Origin of the sequence: Pseudomonas sp. CFBP13508, assembly GCF_005233515.1 — a bacterium.
Lineage (GTDB): Bacteria > Pseudomonadota > Gammaproteobacteria > Pseudomonadales > Pseudomonadaceae > Aquipseudomonas > Aquipseudomonas mercuritolerans.
Genome location: NZ_QFZZ01000008.1, coordinates 274,436 through 295,181 on the forward strand (window position 1 = coordinate 274,436; position 20,746 = coordinate 295,181).

The 20,746-nt window shown below is 57.8% G+C and carries 27 protein-coding genes; 8 read left to right on the plus strand and 19 right to left on the minus strand.

The genetic code is table 11. The annotated features are described in order from the left end of the window. Positions 1-53: 53 nt before the first annotated feature. The 7 genes from PspCFBP13508_RS22170 (at position 54) to PspCFBP13508_RS22200 (ending at position 5,316) form a co-directional block, all read left to right on the plus strand. On the plus strand, positions 54-608 hold the full coding sequence (locus PspCFBP13508_RS22170; protein ID WP_137215703.1) for a cysteine hydrolase family protein: 555 nt from the start codon (positions 54-56) through the stop codon (positions 606-608). 143 nt (positions 609-751) lie between these two features. Next, on the plus strand, positions 752-1,420 hold the full coding sequence (locus PspCFBP13508_RS22175) for a YjfI family protein (protein WP_137215704.1): 669 nt from the start codon (positions 752-754) through the stop codon (positions 1,418-1,420). Between the two features lie 17 nt (positions 1,421-1,437). After that, positions 1,438-2,136 carry a PspA/IM30 family protein gene (locus PspCFBP13508_RS22180; RefSeq protein WP_016772954.1) on the plus strand — a complete coding sequence of 233 codons (699 nt, stop codon included), beginning with the start codon at positions 1,438-1,440 and terminating at the stop codon, positions 2,134-2,136. A 210-nt stretch (positions 2,137-2,346) separates the two neighbouring features. Beyond that, positions 2,347-2,997 (plus strand): DUF2491 family protein, encoded by a 651-nt coding sequence (locus PspCFBP13508_RS22185; protein WP_137215705.1) that lies wholly within the window; start codon positions 2,347-2,349, stop codon positions 2,995-2,997. A 14-nt stretch (positions 2,998-3,011) separates the two neighbouring features. Beyond that, positions 3,012-3,437: a DUF350 domain-containing protein gene (locus PspCFBP13508_RS22190; RefSeq protein ID WP_016772952.1), complete on the plus strand. Its 426-nt coding sequence runs from the start codon at positions 3,012-3,014 to the stop codon at positions 3,435-3,437. Between the two features lie 18 nt (positions 3,438-3,455). Then, on the plus strand, positions 3,456-4,157 hold the full coding sequence (locus PspCFBP13508_RS22195) for a DUF1190 domain-containing protein (protein ID WP_110646974.1): 702 nt from the start codon (positions 3,456-3,458) through the stop codon (positions 4,155-4,157). 1 nt (position 4,158) lies between these two features. Continuing rightward, positions 4,159-5,316 carry a glutathionylspermidine synthase family protein gene (locus tag PspCFBP13508_RS22200; protein ID WP_137215706.1) on the plus strand — a complete coding sequence of 386 codons (1,158 nt, stop codon included), beginning with the start codon at positions 4,159-4,161 and terminating at the stop codon, positions 5,314-5,316. 123 nt (positions 5,317-5,439) lie between these two features. On the opposite strand, the gene PspCFBP13508_RS22205 is transcribed toward PspCFBP13508_RS22200, so the two are convergent. After that, a complete protein-coding gene (locus PspCFBP13508_RS22205; RefSeq protein WP_042610650.1) occupies positions 5,440-5,961 on the minus strand; it encodes a single-stranded DNA-binding protein in 522 nt (173 codons plus the stop codon). A gap of 9 nt (positions 5,962-5,970) precedes the next feature. After that, entirely contained in the window at positions 5,971-7,368 is a 1,398-nt protein-coding gene (locus PspCFBP13508_RS22210) for an MFS transporter (RefSeq protein WP_137215707.1), read from the minus strand. A gap of 191 nt (positions 7,369-7,559) precedes the next feature. Here PspCFBP13508_RS22210 and uvrA point away from each other — a divergent pair, with 191 nt between their 5' ends. Next, the gene (gene uvrA / locus PspCFBP13508_RS22215) at positions 7,560-10,394 is read left to right on the plus strand and encodes an excinuclease ABC subunit UvrA (RefSeq protein WP_039761937.1); all 2,835 of its coding nucleotides are present in this window, start codon (positions 7,560-7,562) and stop codon (positions 10,392-10,394) included. Between the two features lie 65 nt (positions 10,395-10,459). On the opposite strand, the gene bfr is transcribed toward uvrA, so the two are convergent. The 17 genes from bfr to rplE form a co-directional block, all read right to left on the minus strand. Beyond that, positions 10,460-10,927 carry a bacterioferritin gene (gene bfr, locus PspCFBP13508_RS22220; RefSeq protein ID WP_130912285.1) on the minus strand — a complete coding sequence of 156 codons (468 nt, stop codon included), beginning with the start codon at positions 10,925-10,927 and terminating at the stop codon, positions 10,460-10,462. Between the two features lie 167 nt (positions 10,928-11,094). Further along, positions 11,095-12,531: a catalase gene (locus tag PspCFBP13508_RS22225; protein ID WP_130912286.1), complete on the minus strand. Its 1,437-nt coding sequence runs from the start codon at positions 12,529-12,531 to the stop codon at positions 11,095-11,097. A gap of 239 nt (positions 12,532-12,770) precedes the next feature. Beyond that, the gene (gene rplQ, locus PspCFBP13508_RS22230) at positions 12,771-13,157 is read right to left on the minus strand and encodes a 50S ribosomal protein L17 (protein ID WP_003176402.1); all 387 of its coding nucleotides are present in this window, start codon (positions 13,155-13,157) and stop codon (positions 12,771-12,773) included. 42 nt (positions 13,158-13,199) lie between these two features. Beyond that, complete coding sequence (gene rpoA / locus PspCFBP13508_RS22235) at positions 13,200-14,201, minus strand: DNA-directed RNA polymerase subunit alpha (RefSeq protein ID WP_016772946.1); 1,002 nt, start codon at positions 14,199-14,201, stop codon at positions 13,200-13,202. Positions 14,202-14,223: 22 nt separating this feature from the next. Continuing rightward, entirely contained in the window at positions 14,224-14,844 is a 621-nt protein-coding gene (rpsD, locus tag PspCFBP13508_RS22240; protein ID WP_003176404.1) for a 30S ribosomal protein S4, read from the minus strand. A gap of 18 nt (positions 14,845-14,862) precedes the next feature. Then, the gene (gene rpsK, locus PspCFBP13508_RS22245) at positions 14,863-15,252 is read right to left on the minus strand and encodes a 30S ribosomal protein S11 (RefSeq protein WP_002555466.1); all 390 of its coding nucleotides are present in this window, start codon (positions 15,250-15,252) and stop codon (positions 14,863-14,865) included. 30 nt (positions 15,253-15,282) lie between these two features. After that, complete coding sequence (rpsM, locus tag PspCFBP13508_RS22250) at positions 15,283-15,639, minus strand: 30S ribosomal protein S13 (RefSeq protein ID WP_003186020.1); 357 nt, start codon at positions 15,637-15,639, stop codon at positions 15,283-15,285. A gap of 130 nt (positions 15,640-15,769) precedes the next feature. After that, positions 15,770-15,886: a 50S ribosomal protein L36 gene (gene rpmJ / locus PspCFBP13508_RS22255; RefSeq protein WP_002555468.1), complete on the minus strand. Its 117-nt coding sequence runs from the start codon at positions 15,884-15,886 to the stop codon at positions 15,770-15,772. A 27-nt stretch (positions 15,887-15,913) separates the two neighbouring features. Next, positions 15,914-17,242: a preprotein translocase subunit SecY gene (gene secY / locus PspCFBP13508_RS22260; RefSeq protein WP_016772945.1), complete on the minus strand. Its 1,329-nt coding sequence runs from the start codon at positions 17,240-17,242 to the stop codon at positions 15,914-15,916. Beyond that, positions 17,243-17,680, minus strand: a complete 438-nt coding sequence (gene rplO / locus PspCFBP13508_RS22265; RefSeq protein ID WP_003228720.1) for a 50S ribosomal protein L15 — start codon at positions 17,678-17,680, stop codon at positions 17,243-17,245. It abuts the gene before it with no gap. Positions 17,681-17,683: 3 nt separating this feature from the next. Beyond that, positions 17,684-17,860 (minus strand): 50S ribosomal protein L30, encoded by a 177-nt coding sequence (rpmD, locus tag PspCFBP13508_RS22270; protein WP_003176408.1) that lies wholly within the window; start codon positions 17,858-17,860, stop codon positions 17,684-17,686. Between the two features lie 2 nt (positions 17,861-17,862). Then, a complete protein-coding gene (gene rpsE, locus PspCFBP13508_RS22275) occupies positions 17,863-18,363 on the minus strand; it encodes a 30S ribosomal protein S5 (RefSeq protein ID WP_007955637.1) in 501 nt (166 codons plus the stop codon). Between the two features lie 3 nt (positions 18,364-18,366). Next, positions 18,367-18,717 (minus strand): 50S ribosomal protein L18, encoded by a 351-nt coding sequence (gene rplR, locus PspCFBP13508_RS22280; RefSeq protein WP_003186037.1) that lies wholly within the window; start codon positions 18,715-18,717, stop codon positions 18,367-18,369. Positions 18,718-18,727: 10 nt separating this feature from the next. Then, entirely contained in the window at positions 18,728-19,261 is a 534-nt protein-coding gene (gene rplF / locus PspCFBP13508_RS22285; protein WP_003228722.1) for a 50S ribosomal protein L6, read from the minus strand. 12 nt (positions 19,262-19,273) lie between these two features. Next, complete coding sequence (rpsH, locus tag PspCFBP13508_RS22290; protein WP_137215708.1) at positions 19,274-19,666, minus strand: 30S ribosomal protein S8; 393 nt, start codon at positions 19,664-19,666, stop codon at positions 19,274-19,276. Positions 19,667-19,874: 208 nt separating this feature from the next. Further along, the gene (rpsN, locus tag PspCFBP13508_RS22295; protein ID WP_003186042.1) at positions 19,875-20,180 is read right to left on the minus strand and encodes a 30S ribosomal protein S14; all 306 of its coding nucleotides are present in this window, start codon (positions 20,178-20,180) and stop codon (positions 19,875-19,877) included. 13 nt (positions 20,181-20,193) lie between these two features. Further along, a complete protein-coding gene (rplE, locus tag PspCFBP13508_RS22300) occupies positions 20,194-20,733 on the minus strand; it encodes a 50S ribosomal protein L5 (RefSeq protein WP_003210069.1) in 540 nt (179 codons plus the stop codon). Positions 20,734-20,746 lie beyond the last annotated feature (13 nt).

Below are 20,746 nucleotides of genomic sequence, written 5' to 3' on the forward strand. Positions count from 1 at the left end.
CGGCCAGCGTCAATACTGAGGCCACACCCAATCACCGTCTCGAGGACAATCCCATGACCAAGCAAGCGCTCATCGTAGTCGATATCCAGAACGACTACTTCCCCCAAGGCAAGTGGCCGCTGGTCGGCGCCGACGCCGCTGCGGACAACGCCGCACGGCTGATCGCAGCCTTTCGCGAAACGGGCGATCCGGTGGTGCACATTCGGCATGAATTCACCTCCGACGATGCGCCGTTTTTCACTCCCGGCTCCGAAGGCGCGAAACTGCATCCGAAAGTGCTCAACCGCGCCGACGAGCCGGTGGTGCTCAAGCATTTCGTCAACTCGTTCCGTGAAACCGAACTGCAAGCGGTGCTAGACGAACACGGCATCACCGACCTGGTGGTGGTCGGCAGCATGAGCCATATGTGCGTCGATGGCATCACCCGCGCGGCGGCGGACATGGGGTATGTCGTCACGGTGATTCACGATGCCTGCGCCAGCCGTGACCTTGAATTCAACGGTCTGACGGTGCCGGCCGCCCATGTGCACGCAGCATTCATGTCGGCGCTGGGTTTTGCCTACGCCAGCGTGGTATCCACTGACGAGTTCCTGAGCAGCAACGCCTAGCAACAACTGCGCAATCCCTTGGCCCGCCACGTTGCGGGCCTTTTTGCGTCTGTCATGAAAATCTCACGCGTGAGTCATTGATGGCACTTTGCATTAGTTGTAGTGTGGCCCACGCGTGAGACGCTCATAACCGGATTCCAGCCATGACAAGCCGCACTCCTACGCCTGCCGCAGCCAGCTCCAAGGGCGAGCGCGGCAACACGTCGGCGAAAAAACCATCAAGCTTCTACATGAAGCAGATGCGCGCAGGCCTGGCCGCCGCCGGTTATGTGAAACACGAAACTTGGGTGCTTCCGGAAAACCGAAGCTTGCTCAAGCAAATGGAGCAACAGCTACGCCAACCGATTCTGGCTGGCTCTTTCATGTCGGAGAAATACATGAGCGCAGGCAACAACTGGACCATCGACAGCCTCTTCAATGCCCTCAAGGCGCTGGACGAGGTGGCTTCCCAAGAGATTTCGCTGTCCCTGATCCAGAGCTCCGAACCGAGCATCAAGCTGGAAATGAACGAATTCGGCGGCCTGCCGATTCACATCGCCCTGGCCGGCCAGCAGATCATCGTCGACACCGTGCTGGTGGACATCGATTCGATCAGCAACGTCCAGGCGTTCAACGATGCCGTGCTGCGCAGCCGCGAGATGTTCCCGCTGTCGTCGATCGGGATCGAGTCGATGCCCAACGGGCAGACCGTCTACAACATGTTCGGCGCCCTCAGCGCCGATTCGAGCCTGACCAACGTGGTCACCGAGGTGAAAACCCTGGTCGACAACGTGCAGCGCGCCAGCGAAGCCTTCGAACACTTCTTCAAGTAATCAACAGGGAATATCCAATGACTCAGTCCATCTGGAGCAAGTTGTTCACCGCACTGCGCGGCGGCGCCAATGAAGTCGGCGAAGCCATCGCCGATCAGCAGGCCCTGCGCATCCTCGATCAGGAAATCCGCGACGCCGACACCGCGCTGTCCAATGCCCGCCGCGAGCTGGTGACGATCATGGCCAAGCACAAACTGGCCGCCGACCGCGTCAGCGAGTACGACGCCAAGATCAAGGACCTCGAAGCCAAGGCCGTGGCCGCGTTGAATGCCGGCCGCGAAGACCTGGCGCTGGAAGTGGCCGAAGCGATTTCGACCCTGACCAACGACCTCGCTGCCGAGAAGAAACTCAGCGATGAATTCGGCGCCTACGCCGACAACATGCGCAAAGACATCAGCAAAGCCGAATCGCGGATCAAGAGCCTGCGCCAGCAAGTGGACATGGCCAAGGCCCGCGACAGCGTGCAGAAAGCCCAGGTCAGCGCCTCGATTGCCAGCGGCGGCGCCAACGGCAAACTGGAAACCGCAGTCGGCACCCTGAACCGCCTGCAAGCCAAGCAGCAGCAACGCGCTGCCGAACTGAACGCCGCAGACGAACTGGCCGACGCCTCTACCGGCAACGACCTGGAACGCAAACTGCGCGACGCCGGCATCACGCCGAACGAAGGCAGCGCCAATGCGATCCTTGAGCGGCTGAAGCAGAAGTCCGCGCAGTAATCACTGAACGGTAACTTGTGGGAGCGAGCCTGCTCGCGAAAGCGTCGTGACAGTCAAATAATCGAGTGACTGACACAACCCATTCGCGAGCAGGCTCGCTCCCACATGGTTTCACGGCGTAATTGCCTCTGCTCGTTCACCGCTTCGCCCGGTACACTACCGCCACTTTTTCACCCCCGAACACCTCCACCCGCTTCAAGGAACGTACCCATGGGATGGTTTAAAGACTTGCTCGGCACCAGCAATTGGCAGACCGCTGCGCCAACGAGCACCGGCGCCAGCGGCCCGCTGGGCATGGCACAAGGCAAAGGCGTGCGCTTCGACACGACCCTGGCGTTGCTGCTGGAAGGTTCGACCTCGGTGCGAGTGCCGTTCGATCAAGCGGTGTGGAGCGCCGGCTGGGTCGACCTCGGCCAGTCCAACAAACTGCACCGCTACTACATGAACGACGAGGATTTCTGGGTGCAGATCCACGTCACCGGCGATGATCAGGTCGAGTCGGTCACCCTGTTCAATTACCTCAGCTACGTGACGGTCAACAGTGACGCCGAACTGCAGCGTCTGGCCGGCCCCAACAGCCTGATCGGTCTGCCGACCTACCACCACGACGGTGTTGAATACACCCGCGAATGGGGCACCGAACTGCAGCAGACCGAACTGGTGCCAATGACCGAACACGTGGTCAACCCGGACGAGTCCTACACCATCAAGCACCACGCCATGCTGTATGCCCGCGACACCGGCCTGACCGATCGCCGCGAACTGCTGCTGTTCTCCGTCGAACAGGACGAAGAAGGCACCGTCAGCCTGAGCACCTCGCTGGGCATCTCGCTGTACACGACTGATTTGAGCGCCATTTAAAAAGGAAGTTTTTCATGCTGGAAGTCTTGGCCGTTTCCCTGAACAAAACCGCGCTGGTCGGTTTTGTCGTCTACCTGATCGGCGCCGTGTTGCTGTTCATGCTGTTTCAATTCGTCTACACGCGCATTACCGCGCACAAGGAATTCGAACTGATCCGTGCCGGCAACACTGCCGCCGCCATTGCCCTGTCCGGGGCGATCATCGGTTTCGCCATTCCGGCGAGCAACGTGATCGCCTACTCGGTCAACGTGCTCGACTTTGTCCTCTGGGCGGTTATCGCCGCCGTCGTGCAATTGCTGGCGTTTGTCGCTACCGGGCTGGTGCTCAAGGGCACTTCCCAGCGCATCGCCAACGGCGAAGTCGCCGCCGGCATTTATGTGGCGGCCGTGGCGATCAGCGTCGGCATGCTCAATGCCGCGTGCATGACCCCGTCCCACTGACCGGCAGGAAGCCTCTCGATGAAACGCAGCAAATACGTGCAGTTGTCCCTCGCCGCGTCGGTGGCGATGGCGATTTCCGGTGAAGCAGCGGCGCTGGATCAGCCGCGCAACTTCCAAAGCGTTGAACAGTGTGTCGACGCCGAATTGGCCGCCGATCTCTGCTCCAGCGCCTACGTCGCCGCCCTGAACGAACACCGGCGCATCGCCCCGGCCTACACCGACAAGGCCAAGTGCGACGCAGACTTTGCCGCTGGCTGGTGTCAGAAAAATTCCGATGGCCGTTTCGTGCCGAAACTCGGCGGCTTCAAAGTGCCGGGCAATGCCGAGACGCCGCAAGATCTCGATGCCATCGCCAATTCGCAAATGCCGGCGGGCGACACCACCACCAGCAGCAGCGCAAGCCACGGCGGCTCGCACTATTCCGGTGGCTCAGGTGGTGGCGGCAATGGCTGGCTGACCGGTTGGCTGATCGGCAACGCAATGAGCAACAACGCCGAACGCACCGTTTACCGTGATCGCGAAACGCGCCAGCCGTACAACACCTCAACGCAGTACCGCCGAGCTGACACAACCTCGCGCAGCCAGTCGGATTACGAGAGCAGCAAGAGCAAGCCGGTGAATGTTGCGTCGTCGACTTCGCGCGGCGGTTTCGGCAGCCAGTCCAGTGCCCGCAGCGGTTGGGGTGGCTGGGGCAGCAGTTCCGGACGCTCGAGCAGCTGACATGAAAAAGATCCACTGCGCCGAGCGCCCCGACTGGAAACACACCGCCGAAAGCCTCGGTTTCCTGTTCCACACTATCGACGACGAACCGTACTGGGACGAAAGCGCCTACTACCAGTTCAGCCTCGCGCAGATCGAAAACGATCTCGAAGATCCGACCACCGAACTGCACGAGATGTGCATGGATCTGGTTGATCGCGTCGTCAACAGCGAGGAGTTGCTCGATCGCCTCAGCATCCCGGCGACGTACTACGACATGATCCGCACCTCCTGGCGTGAAGGTCATCCGCATCTGTACGGTCGCATGGACTTTTCCTACAGCGGCAACGGGCCGGCGAAACTGCTGGAGCTCAACTACGACACGCCGACCAGTCTCTATGAAGCGGCGGCCTTTCAGTGGGGCTGGCTGGAACAGTGCATCGAGCGTGGCACGCTGCCGCCGCATGCTGACCAGTTCAACAGCATCGACACCAAGCTGCATCAGGCCTTCGCCGAGTTGCAGCTGAAGCGGCCGTTTTACTTTGCCTCGATGAAAGATTCGGTCGAAGACAAAGGCACCACCGACTACCTGCGGCTGATCGCGGAAAAGGTCGGCATCGAATCACGCCATATCGATATCGAAGACATCGGCCTGACGGCTGAGGGTCGTTTCGTCGATCTGCAGGATCGCTGGATCCCGCACCTGTTCAAGCTGCACGCCTGGGAATTCATCTTCCACGAACCGTTCGGCGCCGCGATCGCCGAGTGCGATACGCAGTTTTTCGAACCGGCGTGGAAGGCGATCCTGTCCAACAAAGGTGCGCTGCCGCTGCTGTGGGAATTGCACAAGGGACATCCGAATCTGCTCGCTGCGCACCTTGATCCGAATCCGAAGAGTGCGGTGCCAAAAGGCTGGGTGCGCAAACCGTACTTTTCCCGCGAGGGTGCCAACATCGAGCTGCAAACCGCGGAGGGTCTGATCGTCAAAGAGGACGGGCCCTACACCGATGCGCCGTTCATCTTGCAGGAGTTCGCACCGCTGCCGAAGTTTGGCGACAGCTACACGCTGATTGGCTCGTGGGTGATTGGTGATGAGGCGGCAGGGATTGGTGTGCGCGAGGACAATAGTCTGATCACCAAGGATTCAAGTCGCTTCCTGCCCCACCTGATCCTCGACTGAAACAATTCCCCATGCACTCGTCAGCTCCTACAGGCTCTCGGGATCGCCGCTGATTTTGTGGCAAAAAAAGGCCCGTCGTTTAAGCGACGGGCCTTTTTCATTCAAAGCGGTTACAGCAGCAAATCAGAACGGAATATCGTCATCGAAGCTGTCGAAATCCGGAGCCGGTTGCGGTGCGGCCTGCTGCGGCGCTGGCGGAGCCGAACGCTGCTGCGGAGCCGACTGCTGCGGGCGCGGTGCTTGCTGACGTGGCGCCTGCTGCTGGTAGTTGTTGCCGCCGCCTTGCTGGTCGCCCTGTTGTGGACGGCCGCCGAGCAGTTGCATGGTGCCTTGCATGTCGACCACGATTTCAGTGGTGTAACGCTTGATGCCGTCCTTTTCCCACTCGCGGGTCTGCAGCTTGCCTTCGATGTAGACCTGCGAACCCTTGCGCAGGTATTCACCGGCGATCTCGGCCACCTTGCCGAACATCGACACACGGTGCCACTCGGTCTTTTCGACCTTTTGACCGGTCTGCTTGTCGGTCCATTGTTCGCTGGTGGCCAGACTCAGGTTGGTCACGGCGTTACCGTTAGGCAGGTAGCGAACTTCGGGATCCTGGCCGCAAGTGCCGACCAATATGACTTTGTTAACCCCACGGGCCATAACGTTCTCCTAAGCGTCGCACGCAGCCCCGGCCGGGTTGTTGACCAGGCGTTCGAGGGTGGTGCGATCCACTAATTCTTTGTCCAGTTTGATGTAAACAGCCGCCTCTTCGCCGACTATCACTGCATCTGTTACCCCTACCAGGGCCTTGAGGCGCTCGACCAGACCCGCTTCGCGGATCGCTTCGGGCGACAACGGCAAGCGCAGGCTCGTCACGTAGGGAGGTTCGCGCATGGTAACAGCAAAGGCCAGCCAAAGTGCAGCCAGCGCGGCGCATCCGAGGAACACAACCGACAGACCGCCATGCTGGAACAACCAGCCGCCGAGTATCCCGCCGAGTGCCGAACCGAGGAACTGGCTGGTGGAGTACACGCCCATGGCCGTGCCCTTGCCGCCTGCCGGTGAAACCTTGCTGATCAGCGACGGCAACGATGCCTCGAGCAGATTGAACGCGGTGAAAAACACCACCGTGCCGATCACCAGAGCACGCAGGCTGTCGCCGTACTGCCAGAAGAATAGTTCAGTCAGCATCAATGTCATGACGGCGCCGAGCAAAACTCGTTTCATTTTGCGTTTCTTCTCGCCGTAGATAATGAACGGGATCATGGCGAAGAAAGAAATCAGCAGCGCGGTGAGGTAGACCCACCAGTGCTGTTCCTTGGGCAGGCCGGCTTTTTCCACCAGTGCCAGCGGCAAGGCCACGAAGCTCGACATCAACATGGCATGTAACACAAAGATGCCCAGATCCAGGCGCAGCAGGTCCGGGTGCTTGAGCGTCGGCATCAGCGCCTGCCGCGCCACGCCGGATTCCCGGTGCTGCAACGGCCCGGTGGATTGCGGCACCATGAACATGATGATCAAAATGCCGACCAGCGCCATGGCGCCAGTGGCAAGGAACAGCCCGGACAGCCCGAACGCACTGGTCAACAACGGGCCGACAACCATGGCCACGGCGAACGACAGGCCGATGGTCATGCCGATCATCGCCATGGCTTTGGTTCGATGTTGTTCGCGGGTCAGGTCGGAAAGCAGCGCCATCACCGCCGCAGAAATCGCCCCGGCGCCCTGCAGGATTCGTCCGGCGATCACGCCCCAGATCGAATCGGCCTGCGAAGCCAGCACACTGCCGAGGGCGAAGATGATCAGGCCGAGGTAGATCACCGGTCGACGGCCAATGCGGTCGGAAATGATCCCGAACGGGATCTGGAAAATTGCCTGGGTCAGACCGTAAGCGCCAATCGCCAGCCCGATCAGGGCCGGGGTCGCTCCCGCCAGATCCATGCCATAGGTCGCCAGCACCGGCAACACCATGAACATGCCAAGCATACGGAAGGCGAACACCAGGGCCAGACCGCTCGCCGCGCGGGTCTCGCTGCCACTCATGCGTTCGCTGTGGGGATCGTGCATGGAAAAACCTCGTGTGAACCGGCGGCGATTCTACCAGTCCCATCGGAAGACGGGGTATATCGCGACGCTATGACGCGTATAGATGAAACTCTCTTCATGAACGGCATAACGCCCTTCGTTTGATAGTGTGCATCCATCCAGTATTTGCCCGTATACTCCTACGTTTTCGACGCCCGCCGAGCGAGGCCACTTTGGACAAGATCCTGATACGTGGGGCCCGTACCCACAACCTGAAGAACATCGACCTGACCCTGCCACGGGACAAACTGATCGTCATCACCGGCCTGTCCGGATCCGGCAAGTCGTCCCTGGCGTTCGACACGCTGTATGCCGAAGGTCAGCGCCGCTATGTCGAATCGCTGTCGGCCTACGCCCGGCAGTTCCTGTCGATGATGGAAAAACCCGACGTCGACACCATCGAAGGCCTGTCGCCGGCGATCTCCATCGAACAGAAGTCGACCTCGCACAACCCGCGTTCGACGGTCGGCACCATCACCGAAATCTACGACTACCTGCGTTTGCTCTATGCCCGCGTGGGTACGCCGCGTTGCCCGGATCACGACATTCCACTGGAGGCGCAGACTGTCAGCCAGATGGTCGACCTGGTGCTGGCACAGCCGGAAGGCAGCAAACTCATGCTGCTGGCACCGGTGATCCGCGAGCGCAAGGGCGAACACCTTTCGGTCTTCGAAGAATTGCGTGCGCAGGGTTTCGTCCGCGCCCGGGTCAACGGACGCATTTGCGAACTCGACGAGCTGCCGAAGCTGGATAAACAGAAGAAGCATTCGATCGATGTGATCGTCGACCGCTTCAAGGTTCGCGCCGATCTGCAGCAACGTCTGGCCGAATCTTTCGAAACCGCGCTGAAACTGGCCGATGGCATTGCCCTGGTGGCGCCGATGGACGACGAGCCGGGCGAAGAAATGATCTTCTCCGCACGCTTCGCTTGCCCGATCTGCGGCCATGCGATCAGCGAGCTGGAACCCAAGCTGTTTTCCTTCAACAACCCGGCCGGCGCCTGCCCGACCTGCGATGGCCTGGGCGTTAAGCAGTTCTTTGACATCAAGCGTCTGGTAAACGGCGAGCTGACCCTGGCCGAAGGTGCGATTCGCGGCTGGGACCGGCGCAACGTCTATTACTTCCAGATGCTCGGCTCACTCGCCTCGCACTACAAGTTCAGCCTGGACAAGCCCTTCAACGACCTGAGCGCCGAGCAGCAGAAGTTCATCCTGCACGGCAGCGGCTCGCAAAACGTCGACTTCAAATACCTCAACGACCGTGGCGATATCGTCAAACGCTCGCACCCTTTCGAGGGCATCGTGCCGAATCTTGAGCGTCGTTACCGCGAAACCGAATCGGCGAGCGTGCGCGAAGAGCTGGCCAAGTTCCTCAGCCATCAGGCCTGCCCGGATTGCCGTGGCACGCGTCTGCGCCGTGAAGCCCGGCACGTCTGGGTCGGCGAGAAAACCTTGCCGGCAGTGACCAACCTGCCGATTGGCGATGCCTGCGAATATTTCGGCGCGCTGAAGATGACCGGTCGCCGCGGCGAGATCGCCGACAAGATTCTCAAGGAAATCCGCGAGCGTCTGCAGTTTCTGGTCAACGTCGGGCTCGACTACCTGTCGCTGGATCGCAGTGCCGACACATTGTCCGGTGGCGAGGCGCAACGGATTCGTCTGGCCAGCCAGATTGGCGCGGGCCTGGTCGGCGTTCTGTATATCCTCGATGAACCATCCATTGGCCTGCATCAGCGCGACAACGATCGGCTGCTTGGCACGCTCAAGCATTTGCGCGATATCGGCAACACGGTGATCGTGGTCGAGCACGATGAAGACGCGATTCGTCTGGCTGACTATGTCGTCGATATCGGCCCTGGCGCCGGTGTGCACGGCGGACAGATCGTTGCCGAAGGCACGCCTGACGAAGTCATGGCGCACCCGGATTCGCTGACCGGCAAATACCTGTCCGGCCGGGTGAAGATCGAAGTGCCGGCCAAACGCACGCCGCGCAACAAGAAGCTCAACCTGTCGCTCAAAGGTGCGCGTGGCAACAACCTGCGCAACGTCGATCTGGACATCCCGATCGGCCTGCTGACTTGCGTGACTGGCGTATCCGGTTCGGGCAAATCGACACTGATCAACAACACGCTGTTTCCGCTCAGCGCCACTGCACTGAATGGCGCGACCACGCTGGAAGCGGCTGCGCATGACAGCATCAAAGGCCTGGAACATCTCGACAAAGTCGTCGACATCGACCAGAGCCCGATCGGCCGTACTCCGCGCTCCAACCCGGCGACCTACACCGGGCTGTTCACGCCGATCCGCGAACTGTTTGCCGGCGTGCCCGAGTCGCGCTCCCGGGGTTACGGCCCAGGGCGTTTCTCGTTCAACGTCAAGGGCGGTCGCTGCGAAGCGTGCCAGGGCGATGGCCTGATCAAGGTGGAAATGCACTTCCTGCCGGACATCTACGTGCCCTGCGATGTGTGCAAGAGCAAGCGTTACAACCGCGAAACCCTTGAAATCAAGTACAAGGGCAAGAGCATCCACGAAACCCTCGAAATGACCATCGAGGAAGCGCGGGAGTTCTTCGACGCGGTGCCGGCACTGGCGCGCAAGCTGCAAACGCTGATGGATGTCGGCCTGTCCTACATCAAGCTCGGGCAGTCGGCAACGACCCTGTCCGGCGGTGAAGCACAGCGGGTCAAGTTGTCGCGCGAGCTGTCCAAACGCGATACGGGCAAAACCCTGTACATCCTCGACGAGCCAACCACCGGCCTGCACTTCGCCGATATCCAGCAGTTACTCGATGTTCTGCATCGTCTGCGCGACCACGGCAACACCGTGGTGGTGATCGAACACAACCTCGATGTGATCAAGACCGCTGACTGGCTGGTGGACCTCGGTCCTGAAGGTGGTTCCAAAGGCGGGCAGATCATTGCCACCGGTACGCCGGAGGAAGTTGCCGAGATGAAGCAATCTCACACCGGCCATTACCTCAAGCCGCTGCTGATCCGCGATCGGGCTTAACTGCCAGGCATGAAAAAGCCCCTGTCACTGAAGAAGTGACAGGGGCTTTTTTATAGCAGTTGCAATCAGGACGCGTGGGATTGCAGGTAGTTCTCAAGACCGATGAGTTTGATCAGGCCCAACTGCTTTTCCAGCCAGTAGGTGTGATCTTCTTCAGTGTCGTTGAGCTGAACCCGCAGAATTTCGCGGCTGACGTAGTCCTGGTGTTGCTCGCAAAGTTCGATGCCTTTGCACAGCGCAGCGCGGACTTTGTATTCGAGGCGCAGATCCGCTTCGAGCATCGTAGGCACCGTGGTGCCGACATCCAGATCATCCGGACGCATGCGCGGCGTGCCTTCGAGCATCAGAATCCGCCGCATCAACGCATCGGCGTGGCCGGCTTCTTCTTCCATCTCGTGGTTGATGCGCTCGTAGAGCTTGGTGAACCCCCAGTCCTCATACATCCGCGAATGAACGAAATACTGGTCACGCGCGGCCAGTTCGCCGGTCAGCAACGTATTGAGGTAATCGATTACATCTGGGTGGCCTTGCATCGCCCTACATCTCCCTTCCTGAAAGTCTGTAGTTTGAACCAACCTGACCGGAAGGTCACTCACCACGCGCAATAAAAGCGAAGATATTCTGAGAAAAGCAGGCCAAATAACGCAAAAACCGCCCAAATGAGGGCGGTTCTGCTTCTCGTTTAGACTACGTTAAGCTGTCAGTTGAGCAGCTTTGCGATTGCTTCTCCATACGCCGGATCGGCTTTGTAGAAATGCTGCAACTGACGATCGACGACGTCGCTGGAAACACCCGCCATTGCGCCGGCAATGTTGCTGACCAGCAATGCTTTCTGCTCGTCGCTCATCAAGCGGAACAAGGCACCGGCGTGGCTGTAGTAGTCGGTGTCTTCGCGGTGATCATAACGATCGGCGGCACCGCTCAAGGCCAGCGCTGGCTCCGCGTAATGCGGCGCTTGCTTCGGCGACTCAACGTAGCTGTTCGGTTCATAGTTCGGCGCCGCGCCGCCATTGCTGCCGAACGCCATGGAGCCGTCACGCTGATAGGTGTTCACCGGACTGCGCGGAGCGTTCACCGGCAATTGCTGGTGATTGGTACCTACGCGATAGCGATGTGCGTCAGCGTAGGCGAATACGCGACCTTGCAGCATGCGGTCTGGCGACAGACCGACACCTGGCACCATGTTGCTCGGGCCAAACGCAGCCTGTTCAACTTCCGCGAAGTAGTTCAGCGGGTTGCGATTCAACTCCAGCTCACCGACTTCGATCAACGGAAACTCCTTCTGCGACCAGGTCTTGGTCACGTCGAATGGGTTCTCGTAATGAGCCGCCGCTTGCGCTTCGGTCATGATCTGAATGCACACGCGCCATTTCGGGAATTCACCGCGCTCGATGGCCTCGAACAGGTCACGCTGCGCATAGTCCGGGTCGGTACCGGCCAAACGGGCAGCCTCGGCTGGCGCCAGGTTCTTGATGCCTTGCTGAGTCTTGTAGTGCCACTTCACCCAGTGACGCTCGCCTTTGGCGTTGATCAGGCTGTAAGTGTGACTGCCGAAGCCGTGCATATGGCGATAGCCGTCAGGGATGCCACGATCAGAAAACAGGATGGTGACCTGGTGCAACGCTTCAGGCGAATGCGACCAGAAATCCCACATCATCTGCGCACTTTTCAGGTTGCTTTGCGGCAGACGCTTTTGCGTGTGGATAAAGTCAGGAAACTTTAGCGGATCACGGATGAAGAACACTGGCGTGTTGTTGCCAACGATGTCCCAGTTGCCTTCCTCCGTGTAGAACTTCAAGGCGAAGCCGCGCGGATCGCGCTCAGTGTCGGCCGAACCACGCTCGCCACCTACGGTGGAAAAGCGCAGAAAGGTTGGCGTTTGTTTGCCTACCGATTCGAACAACTTTGCGCTGGTGTATGCGGTGATGTCACGGGTGACGGTGAACGTACCGTAAGCGCCCGAGCCCTTAGCGTGGACACGGCGTTCTGGTATGTTTTCACGGTTGAAGTGCGCGAGCTTTTCGATCAGATGGAAATCGTCGAGAAGCAGCGGACCGCGTGGGCCGGCGGAACGGGAATTCTGGTTGTCAGCGACTGGCGCGCCACTGGCGGTTGTAAGCGTCTTGGTCTGGCTCATGCGGTCTTCTTCCTCTGTCAGTCTTGAACTGCCGGCTAATGGGCTTGGGGCGAAGTATTGATCATCGACGTTACAGCTACAAATTCATTAACTTGCAGGCATCGATAGATAATTACTAATTATGTTTTCCCGGCACATAGTGGCAGTTCAACCATGTCAGAAACTTGTACGGACGACGCATTTCTTACAGGCACAAAAAACCGGGCACTAGGCCCGGTTCTTTGTTTCAGACTGACGTCTTACTCGGCGGATACAGCTTCGCCAGCAGTAGCACGATCAACCAACTCGACGTACGCCATAGGCGCGTTGTCGCCAGCGCGGAAACCGCACTTGAGGATGCGCAGGTAGCCACCCTCACGGGTAGCGTAACGCTTGCCCAGGTCGTTGAAGAGCTTACCAACGATAGCTTTCGAACGAGTACGGTCGAAAGCCAGACGGCGGTTAGCCAGGCTGTCTGTCTTGGCCAGAGTGATCAGCGGCTCGGCAACGCGGCGCAGTTCTTTGGCTTTTGGCAGAGTAGTTTTGATCAGCTCGTGCTCGAACAGCGACACCGCCATGTTTTGGAACATGGCCTTGCGGTGCGAGCTGGTGCGGCTCAGGTGACGACCACTTTTACGATGACGCATGGTTCATTCCTTACCAAACACTACGTTCGGTGATTACGACGATCAGGCAGTCGCCTTGTCGTCCTTCTTAAGACTTGCAGGCGGCCAGTTGTCGAGGCGCATGCCGAGGGACAGACCGCGGGAGGCCAGAACGTCCTTGATTTCAGTCAAGGATTTCTTGCCCAGGTTCGGAGTCTTCAACAGCTCTACTTCGGTACGCTGAATCAGGTCGCCGATGTAGTAGATGTTTTCCGCCTTAAGGCAGTTAGCCGAACGTACAGTCAGTTCCAGATCGTCAACCGGGCGAAGCAGGATCGGATCGATCTCGTCTTCCTGCTCGACAACCAGCGGCTCACTTTCACCTTTGAGGTCGACGAACGCAGCCAGCTGCTGTTGCAGGATGGTTGCAGCGCGACGGATAGCCTCTTCAGGATCCAGGGTACCGTTGGTTTCCAGATCAATAACCAGCTTGTCCAGGTTGGTACGCTGCTCGACACGGGCGTTTTCCACCACGTAAGCGATACGGCGAACCGGGCTGAACGAAGAGTCAAGCTGCAAGCGACCGATGCTGCGGCTTTCGTCTTCATCGCTCTGACGCGAGTCGGCTGGTTCATAACCACGACCACGAGCTACGGTGAGCTTCATGTTCAGGGCGCCGTTAGACGCCAGGTTAGCGATTACGTGATCGGGATTAACGATCTCGACATCATGATCCAGCTGAATATCGGCAGCGGTAACCACCCCCGAACCCTTCTTCGACAAGGTCAGCGTAACTTCGTCACGACCGTGCAGCTTGATGGCCAGACCTTTAAGGTTCAACAGGATTTCAATTACGTCTTCCTGTACACCTTCGATGGCGCTGTACTCGTGGAGCACACCGTCAATCTCGGCCTCGACTACTGCGCAGCCGGGCATTGAGGACAACAGGATGCGGCGCAGCGCGTTGCCCAGGGTGTGGCCAAAACCACGCTCGAGAGGCTCGAGAGTGATCTTGGCGCGGGTTGGACTGACAACCTGCACATCAATGTGGCGGGGTGTCAGGAACTCATTTACCGAAATCTGCATGGATGCACCTATTTTCTAGCCCTTACTTGGAGTAGAGCTCGACAATCAGGCTTTCGTTGATGTCGGCGGACAGATCACTGCGAGCAGGAACGTTCTTGAAAACGCCTGACTTCTTCTCAGTGTCTACTTCTACCCATTCTACGCGGCCACGTTGGGCACACAGATCGAGAGCTTGGACAATGCGAAGTTGGTTTTTTGCTTTCTCGCGAACTGCAACCACGTCACCAGCACGAACCTGATACGACGGAACGTTTACGGTCTGACCGTTGACGCTGATCGACTTGTGCGATACCAGCTGGCGGGATTCGGCACGAGTCGAACCAAAGCCCATACGGTATACAACGTTGTCCAGACGGCATTCGAGAAGTTGCAGCAGGTTTTCACCGGTTGCACCTTTCTTGCCAGCAGCTTCTTTGTAGTAGCCGCTGAACTGACGCTCGAGAACGCCGTAGATACGACGGACCTTCTGCTTTTCACGCAGTTGGGTGCCGTAATCGGACTGGCGACCGCGGCGTTGGCCGTGGATACCAGGTGCTGCTTCAATGTTGCACTTCGATTCGATCGCGCGCACGCCGCTCTTCAGGAAGAGATCGGTGCCTTCGCGACGAGCGAGTTTGCATTTTGGACCAATGTAACGAGCCATTCTTTACAATCTCCTGGATTACACGCGGCGCTTCTTCGGCGGACGGCACCCGTTGTGCGGGATTGGCGTCACGTCGGTGATGCTGGCGATCTTGTAGCCACAGCCGTTCAAAGCGCGGACTGCGGATTCACGACCTGGACCTGGACCCTTGACGTTGACGTCGAGGTTTTTCAGGCCGTATTCCAGCGCAGCTTGACCAGCACGTTCAGCAGCTACTTGAGCAGCGAACGGGGTGGACTTGCGGGAACCGCGGAAACCCGAACCACCGGAGGTAGCCCAAGAAAGAGCGTTACCTTGACGGTCGGTAATGGTCACGATGGTGTTGTTAAAAGATGCATGGATGTGGGCGATGCCATCAACCACTGTCTTTTTAACTTTTTTACGAGGACGAGCAGCAGGTTTTGCCATGATTAAATTCCTGTCGATTCGCTGGGGCGATTACTTGCGGATCGGCTTACGCGGACCTTTACGGGTACGCGCGTTGGTCTTGGTACGCTGACCGCGTACTGGCAGACCACGACGATGACGCAGACCGCGATAGCAACCGAGGTCCATCAAGCGCTTGATTTTCATGTTGATTTCGCGACGCAGGTCACCTTCAGTGGTGAACTTCGCCACTTCGCCACGCAGCTGTTCAATTTGCTCGTCGCTCAGATCTTTGATCTTTGCTGCTGGGTTTACCCCAGTCACTGCACAGATCTTCTGCGCAGTAGTGCGACCAACACCATAGATGTAGGTCAGCGAGATAACAGTATGCTTGTTATCTGGAATGTTAACGCCTGCAATACGGGCCATTCAGTGGGACTCCAATTGACAGCTACCTACGCCCCGGAAGCCAAGAAATAGGGCGCGAGATAATATCGCTGTAATAACAAATAATCAACCCGGTAGCGCACTAGCTACCGGGCTTGAAGCACAATCACACTCAGCCTTGGCGCTGTTTGTGACGCGGTTCCGCGCTGCAAATTACTCGAACAACACCTTCGCGGCGAATAATCTTGCAGTTACGGCACAGCTTTTTCACCGATGCACGAACTTTCATCACCAACTCCTCGAACCTTATGGGTACTCAGCGCAACATGCCGCTGCCGTAACCCTTCAGGTTGGCTTTCTTCATCAGGGATTCGTACTGGTGCGAAACGAGGTGCGATTGTACTTGGGACATGAAGTCCATCACAACCACGACCACGATCAGCAACGAGGTCCCGCCAAGGTAGAACGGAACGTTTGCTGCAACCACAAGAAACTGGGGCAACAGGCACACGGCCGTCATGTAAAGAGCACCGAACAGGGTCAAACGAGTCAGAACGCCATCAATGTAGCGCGCAGACTGCTCACCTGGACGAATGCCCGGAATAAAGGCACCGGACTTCTTCAGGTTTTCCGCTACGTCTTTCGGATTGAACATCAACGCCGTATAGAAGAAGCAGAAGAAAATAATCCCTGCACTAAACAGCAGAATATTCAACGGCTGACCAGGAGCGATCGACTGCGAGATGTCCTGCAACCAGCCCATACCTTCAGACTGACCGAACCAGGCACCCAACGAAGCCGGGAACAGCAAAATGCTGCTCGCGAAAATAGCCGGAATAACACCGGCCATGTTCACCTTCAGCGGCAAGTGGCTGGTCTGCGCAGCAAAGACCTTGCGGCCCTGCTGACGCTTGGCGTAGTGAACAGCGATACGACGCTGACCACGCTCAATGAACACCACGAAACCGATAATCGCTACTGCCAGCAAACCGATGGCAACCAGGGCGAAGATGTTGATATCACCCTGACGCGCAGACTCGAAAGACTGCCCGATTGCTCTCGGAAGACCGGCGACGATACCCGAAAAAATCAACATCGAGATACCGTTGCCAACACCACGCTCAGTAATCTGCTCACCCAGCCACATCATGAACATCGCACCAGCCACAAATGTGGTTACCGCGACGAAATGGAAGCCAAAGTCACCAGTGAACGCAACGCCCTGCCCGGCCAGACCAATGGACATGCCAATAGCCTGGACCAGAGCGAGAGCGACGGTGAGGTAGCGGGTGTACTGGCTGATCTTGCGACGGCCAGCTTCACCTTCCTTCTTCAACTGCTCCAGCTGCGGGCTGACGGCGGTCATCAGTTGCATGATGATCGATGCCGAAATGTACGGCATGATCCCCAGTGCAAAGATGCTCATCCGTTCCAGCGCGCCGCCGGAGAACATGTTGAACAAGCTAAGAATGGTCCCCTCATTCTGTCGAAACAGGTCTGCGAGTCGGTCCGGGTTGATACCTGGAACCGGGATGTGTGCGCCTATTCGGTAGACGATAATCGCCAGGAACAGAAAACGCAGACGAGCCCAGAGTTCAGACATACCGCCTTTGCCGAGCGCAGAGAGAGCACCTTGCTTAGCCATTTATTCCTCGAACTTGCCGCCAGCTGCTTCGATAGCCGCACGCGCACCTTTGGTGGCGCCGATTCCCTTGCCGATAGTGACAGCGCGAGTCACTTCACCGGACAGCATGATTTTCACACGCTGTACGTTGACGTTGATCACGTTGGCATCTTTCAGGGACTGCACAGTAACGATGTCGCCTTCCACTTTGGCCAGCTCGGACAAACGCACTTCTGCGCGATCCATGGCTTTCAGGGAAACGAAACCGAACTTGGGCAGGCGACGATGCAGCGGCTGTTGACCGCCTTCAAAGCCTGGAGCGATGGTGCCACCGGAGCGGGAGGTCTGACCTTTGTGACCACGGCCACCAGTCTTGCCCAAACCACTACCGATACCACGGCCCGGACGATGCTTTTCGCGACGGGAACCCGGCGCTGGACTCAGATCATTGAGTTTCATCGATTAACCCTCGACACGCAGCATGTAGTAAGCCTTGTTGATCATCCCGCGATTCTCGGGAGTATCCTGGACTTCTACAGTGTGACCGATGCGACGCAGACCCAGACCCTTAACGCACAATTTGTGGTTAGGGATGCGGCCGGTCATGCTTTTGATCAGCGTAACTTTAACGGTAGCCATGATTACTTGATCTCCTCAACACGCAGGCCACGCTTGGCAGCGATGGACTCAGGAGACTGCATAGCCTTCAGACCCTTGAAAGTGGCGTGAACCACGTTTACCGGGTTAGTCGAGCCGTAGCACTTGGCCAGAACGTTCTGAACGCCAGCAACTTCGAGGACAGCACGCATAGCGCCGCCAGCGATGATACCGGTACCTTCAGAAGCAGGCTGCATGTACACCTTCGAAGCGCCGTGAGCGGACTTCATTGCGTACTGCAGAGTGGTGCCGTTCAGGTCAACTTGAATCATGTTGCGGCGAGCAGCTTCCATTGCCTTCTGGATCGCAGCAGGCACTTCACGCGACTTGCCACGGCCGAAGCCAACACGCCCTTTACCATCACCAACCACGGTCAACGCGGTGAAAGTGAAGATACGGCCGCCTTTAACGGTTTTGGCTACGCGGTTAACTTGAACCAGCTTCTCGATGTAGCCTTCGTCGCGCTTTTGGTCGTTATTTGACATAACTTAGAACTCCAGCCCAGCTTCACGAGCAGCATCAGCCAGCGCTTTAACGCGGCCGTGATACTTGAAGCCAGAGCGGTCGAAAGCCACTTGCGATACGCCAGCGGCCTTAGCACGCGTAGCGACCAGCTGGCCAACCTTTGTGGCCGCGTCGATGTTGCCAGTGGCACCATCACGCAGTTCTTTATCCAAAGTCGAGGCACTTGCCAGGACTTTGTTGCCGTCGGCCGAGATGACCTGGGCGTAGATGTGCTGCGACGAGCGGAACACGCAGAGACGCACGACTTCGAGTTCGTGCATTTTCAGGCGTGCTTTGCGAGCGCGACGCAGTCGAGTAACTTTTTTGTCGGTCATTTGCTATGCCCTACTTCTTCTTGGCTTCTTTACGACGGACGACTTCGTCCGCGTAGCGCACACCTTTGCCTTTGTACGGCTCTGGTGGACGGAAGTCGCGGATCTCGGCGGCCACTTGACCTACCAGCTGCTTGTCGATGCCCTTGATCAGGATATCGGTCTGGCTAGGAGTCTCAGCGGTGATGCCTTCCGGCAGTTCGTAATCCACTGGGTGCGAGAAGCCAAGAGCCAGGTTCAGAACCTGACCTTTTGCTTGCGCTTTGTAACCAACACCGACCAGCTGGAGCTTGCGCTCGAAGCCTTGGCTTACGCCCTGGACCATGTTGTTTACCAACGCACGCGTGGTACCGGCCATTGCGCGAGTTTGTTGATCGCCATTGCGAGCAGCGAAACGCAGCTCACCAGCTTCTTCAACGATCTCAACGGACGAATGGATGTTCAGTTCAAGAGTACCCTTGGCACCCTTCACCGAAAGCTGTTGGCCTGCGAATTTGACTTCGACACCGGCTGGCAGCTTAACGGGGTTCTTAGCGACGCGAGACATGCTTATCCCCCCTTAGAACACAGTGCAAAGAACTTCGCCGCCGACACCGGCAGCGCGCGCAGCACGATCCGTCATCACACCTTTGTTGGTGGAGACGATAGACACGCCAAGACCGCCACGAACTTTCGGCAGATCTTCAACGGACTTGTACTGACGCAGGCCTGGACGACTAACGCGCTTCACTTCTTCGATAACCGGACGGCCTTCGAAGTACTTCAGCGAGATGGACAGCGACGGCTTGGAGTCGGTGGTGATCTGAAAATCCGCGATGTAACCTTCGTCCTTCAGGACTTTTGCTACAGCAGCCTTCAACGTGGAAGACGGCATGCTTACGACAGACTTTTCAGCCATCTGGGCATTACGGATTCGAGTTAGCATGTCCGCTAACGGGTCCTGCATACTCATGGGCTAGACGCTCCTAATACAAAAAAATTAGCCTTGCGGCTACTACTTGTCGCCGAGAACTTCCGGGCAGAAAAACACGGGCTCAGGCGAGCCGGTCATTCTAGACACACCCCAGAAATGAATCAAGCCCCAAAAGGGGCTTGATTCAGATTCAAGGCCACCGATGGTCAGGTTCTTGCGAACCCGAACATCGAGACTTTGACAACTGTTACCAGCTGGCTTTAACCAGACCTGGTACGTCACCACGCATTGCAGCTTGACGCAGCATGTTACGGCCGAGGCCGAACTTGCGGTACACGCCGTGCGGACGACCAGTCAGGCGGCAACGGTTACGCATGCGCGAAGCGCTTGCGTCACGTGGTTGCTTCTGCAGAGCTACGGTAGCTTCCCAACGCGCTTCTGGACTTGCGTTCAGATCGACGATGATAGCTTTCAGCGCTGCACGCTTGGTGGCGTACTTGGCAACGGTGAGCTGACGCTTCAGCTCACGGTTCTTCATGCTCTTCTTGGCCATTTTCCTACTCCAATCAGTTGCGGAACGGGAATTTGAAAGCACGCAGCAGAGCGCGGCCTTCATCATCGTTCTTGGCAGTGGTGGTCAGGGTAATGTCCAGACCGCGGAGAGCATCGATCTTGTCGTAGTCGATTTCCGGGAAGATGATCTGCTCTTTCACGCCCATGCTGTAGTTGCCACGACCATCGAAGGACTTGGCATTCAGGCCGCGGAAGTCGCGAACCCGAGGCAGGGAGATCGACAGCAGACGATCCAGGAACTCGTACATACGCTCACGGCGCAGGGTCACTTTGACGCCGATCGGCCATCCTTCGCGGACTTTGAAGCCAGCGATGGATTTACGAGCGTAGGTCACAACGACTTTCTGGCCGGTGATCTTTTCCAGGTCAGCAACAGCGTGCTCGATGACTTTTTTGTCGCCGATCGCTTCGCCCAGACCCATGTTCAGGGTGATTTTGGTAACGCGCGGAACTTCCATCACGTTCGAAAGCTTAAGTTCTTCCTTAAGTTTCGGAGCGATTTCCTTCCGGTAAATCTCTTTTAGTCGTGCCATGGTCTTCTACCTA

Bases quoted from the DNA above. Each gene is read 5' to 3' on its own strand.
- rplF (WP_003228722.1), bottom strand. From the start codon at position 19,261: ATGTCTCGCGTCGCTAAGAACCCCGTTAAGCTGCCAGCCGGTGTCGAA.
- rpoA (WP_016772946.1), bottom strand. From the start codon at position 14,201: ATGCAGATTTCGGTAAATGAGTTCCTGACACCCCGCCACATTGATGTG.
- PspCFBP13508_RS22200 (WP_137215706.1), top strand. From the start codon at position 4,159: ATGAAAAAGATCCACTGCGCCGAGCGCCCCGACTGGAAACACACCGCC.
- PspCFBP13508_RS22195 (WP_110646974.1), top strand. From the start codon at position 3,456: ATGAAACGCAGCAAATACGTGCAGTTGTCCCTCGCCGCGTCGGTGGCG.
- rpsD (WP_003176404.1), bottom strand. From the start codon at position 14,844: ATGGCTCGTTACATTGGTCCAAAATGCAAACTCGCTCGTCGCGAAGGC.
- bfr (WP_130912285.1), bottom strand. From the start codon at position 10,927: ATGCAAGGCCACCCAGATGTAATCGATTACCTCAATACGTTGCTGACC.
- PspCFBP13508_RS22190 (WP_016772952.1), top strand. From the start codon at position 3,012: ATGCTGGAAGTCTTGGCCGTTTCCCTGAACAAAACCGCGCTGGTCGGT.
- PspCFBP13508_RS22170 (WP_137215703.1), top strand. From the start codon at position 54: ATGACCAAGCAAGCGCTCATCGTAGTCGATATCCAGAACGACTACTTC.
- rplR (WP_003186037.1), bottom strand. From the start codon at position 18,717: ATGACCGACAAAAAAGTTACTCGACTGCGTCGCGCTCGCAAAGCACGC.
- PspCFBP13508_RS22210 (WP_137215707.1), bottom strand. From the start codon at position 7,368: ATGCACGATCCCCACAGCGAACGCATGAGTGGCAGCGAGACCCGCGCG.
- rpsN (WP_003186042.1), bottom strand. From the start codon at position 20,180: ATGGCCAAGAAGAGCATGAAGAACCGTGAGCTGAAGCGTCAGCTCACC.
- rpsE (WP_007955637.1), bottom strand. From the start codon at position 18,363: ATGTCAAATAACGACCAAAAGCGCGACGAAGGCTACATCGAGAAGCTG.
- rpmD (WP_003176408.1), bottom strand. From the start codon at position 17,860: ATGGCTACCGTTAAAGTTACGCTGATCAAAAGCATGACCGGCCGCATC.
- PspCFBP13508_RS22225 (WP_130912286.1), bottom strand. From the start codon at position 12,531: ATGAGCCAGACCAAGACGCTTACAACCGCCAGTGGCGCGCCAGTCGCT.
- rplQ (WP_003176402.1), bottom strand. From the start codon at position 13,157: ATGCGTCATCGTAAAAGTGGTCGTCACCTGAGCCGCACCAGCTCGCAC.
- rpmJ (WP_002555468.1), bottom strand. From the start codon at position 15,886: ATGAAAGTTCGTGCATCGGTGAAAAAGCTGTGCCGTAACTGCAAGATT.
- PspCFBP13508_RS22175 (WP_137215704.1), top strand. From the start codon at position 752: ATGACAAGCCGCACTCCTACGCCTGCCGCAGCCAGCTCCAAGGGCGAG.
- PspCFBP13508_RS22185 (WP_137215705.1), top strand. From the start codon at position 2,347: ATGGGATGGTTTAAAGACTTGCTCGGCACCAGCAATTGGCAGACCGCT.
- rpsH (WP_137215708.1), bottom strand. From the start codon at position 19,666: ATGAGTATGCAGGACCCGTTAGCGGACATGCTAACTCGAATCCGTAAT.
- PspCFBP13508_RS22180 (WP_016772954.1), top strand. From the start codon at position 1,438: ATGACTCAGTCCATCTGGAGCAAGTTGTTCACCGCACTGCGCGGCGGC.
- PspCFBP13508_RS22205 (WP_042610650.1), bottom strand. From the start codon at position 5,961: ATGGCCCGTGGGGTTAACAAAGTCATATTGGTCGGCACTTGCGGCCAG.
- rpsM (WP_003186020.1), bottom strand. From the start codon at position 15,639: ATGGCCCGTATTGCAGGCGTTAACATTCCAGATAACAAGCATACTGTT.
- rpsK (WP_002555466.1), bottom strand. From the start codon at position 15,252: ATGGCAAAACCTGCTGCTCGTCCTCGTAAAAAAGTTAAAAAGACAGTG.
- rplE (WP_003210069.1), bottom strand. From the start codon at position 20,733: ATGGCACGACTAAAAGAGATTTACCGGAAGGAAATCGCTCCGAAACTT.
- secY (WP_016772945.1), bottom strand. From the start codon at position 17,242: ATGGCTAAGCAAGGTGCTCTCTCTGCGCTCGGCAAAGGCGGTATGTCT.
- rplO (WP_003228720.1), bottom strand. From the start codon at position 17,680: ATGAAACTCAATGATCTGAGTCCAGCGCCGGGTTCCCGTCGCGAAAAG.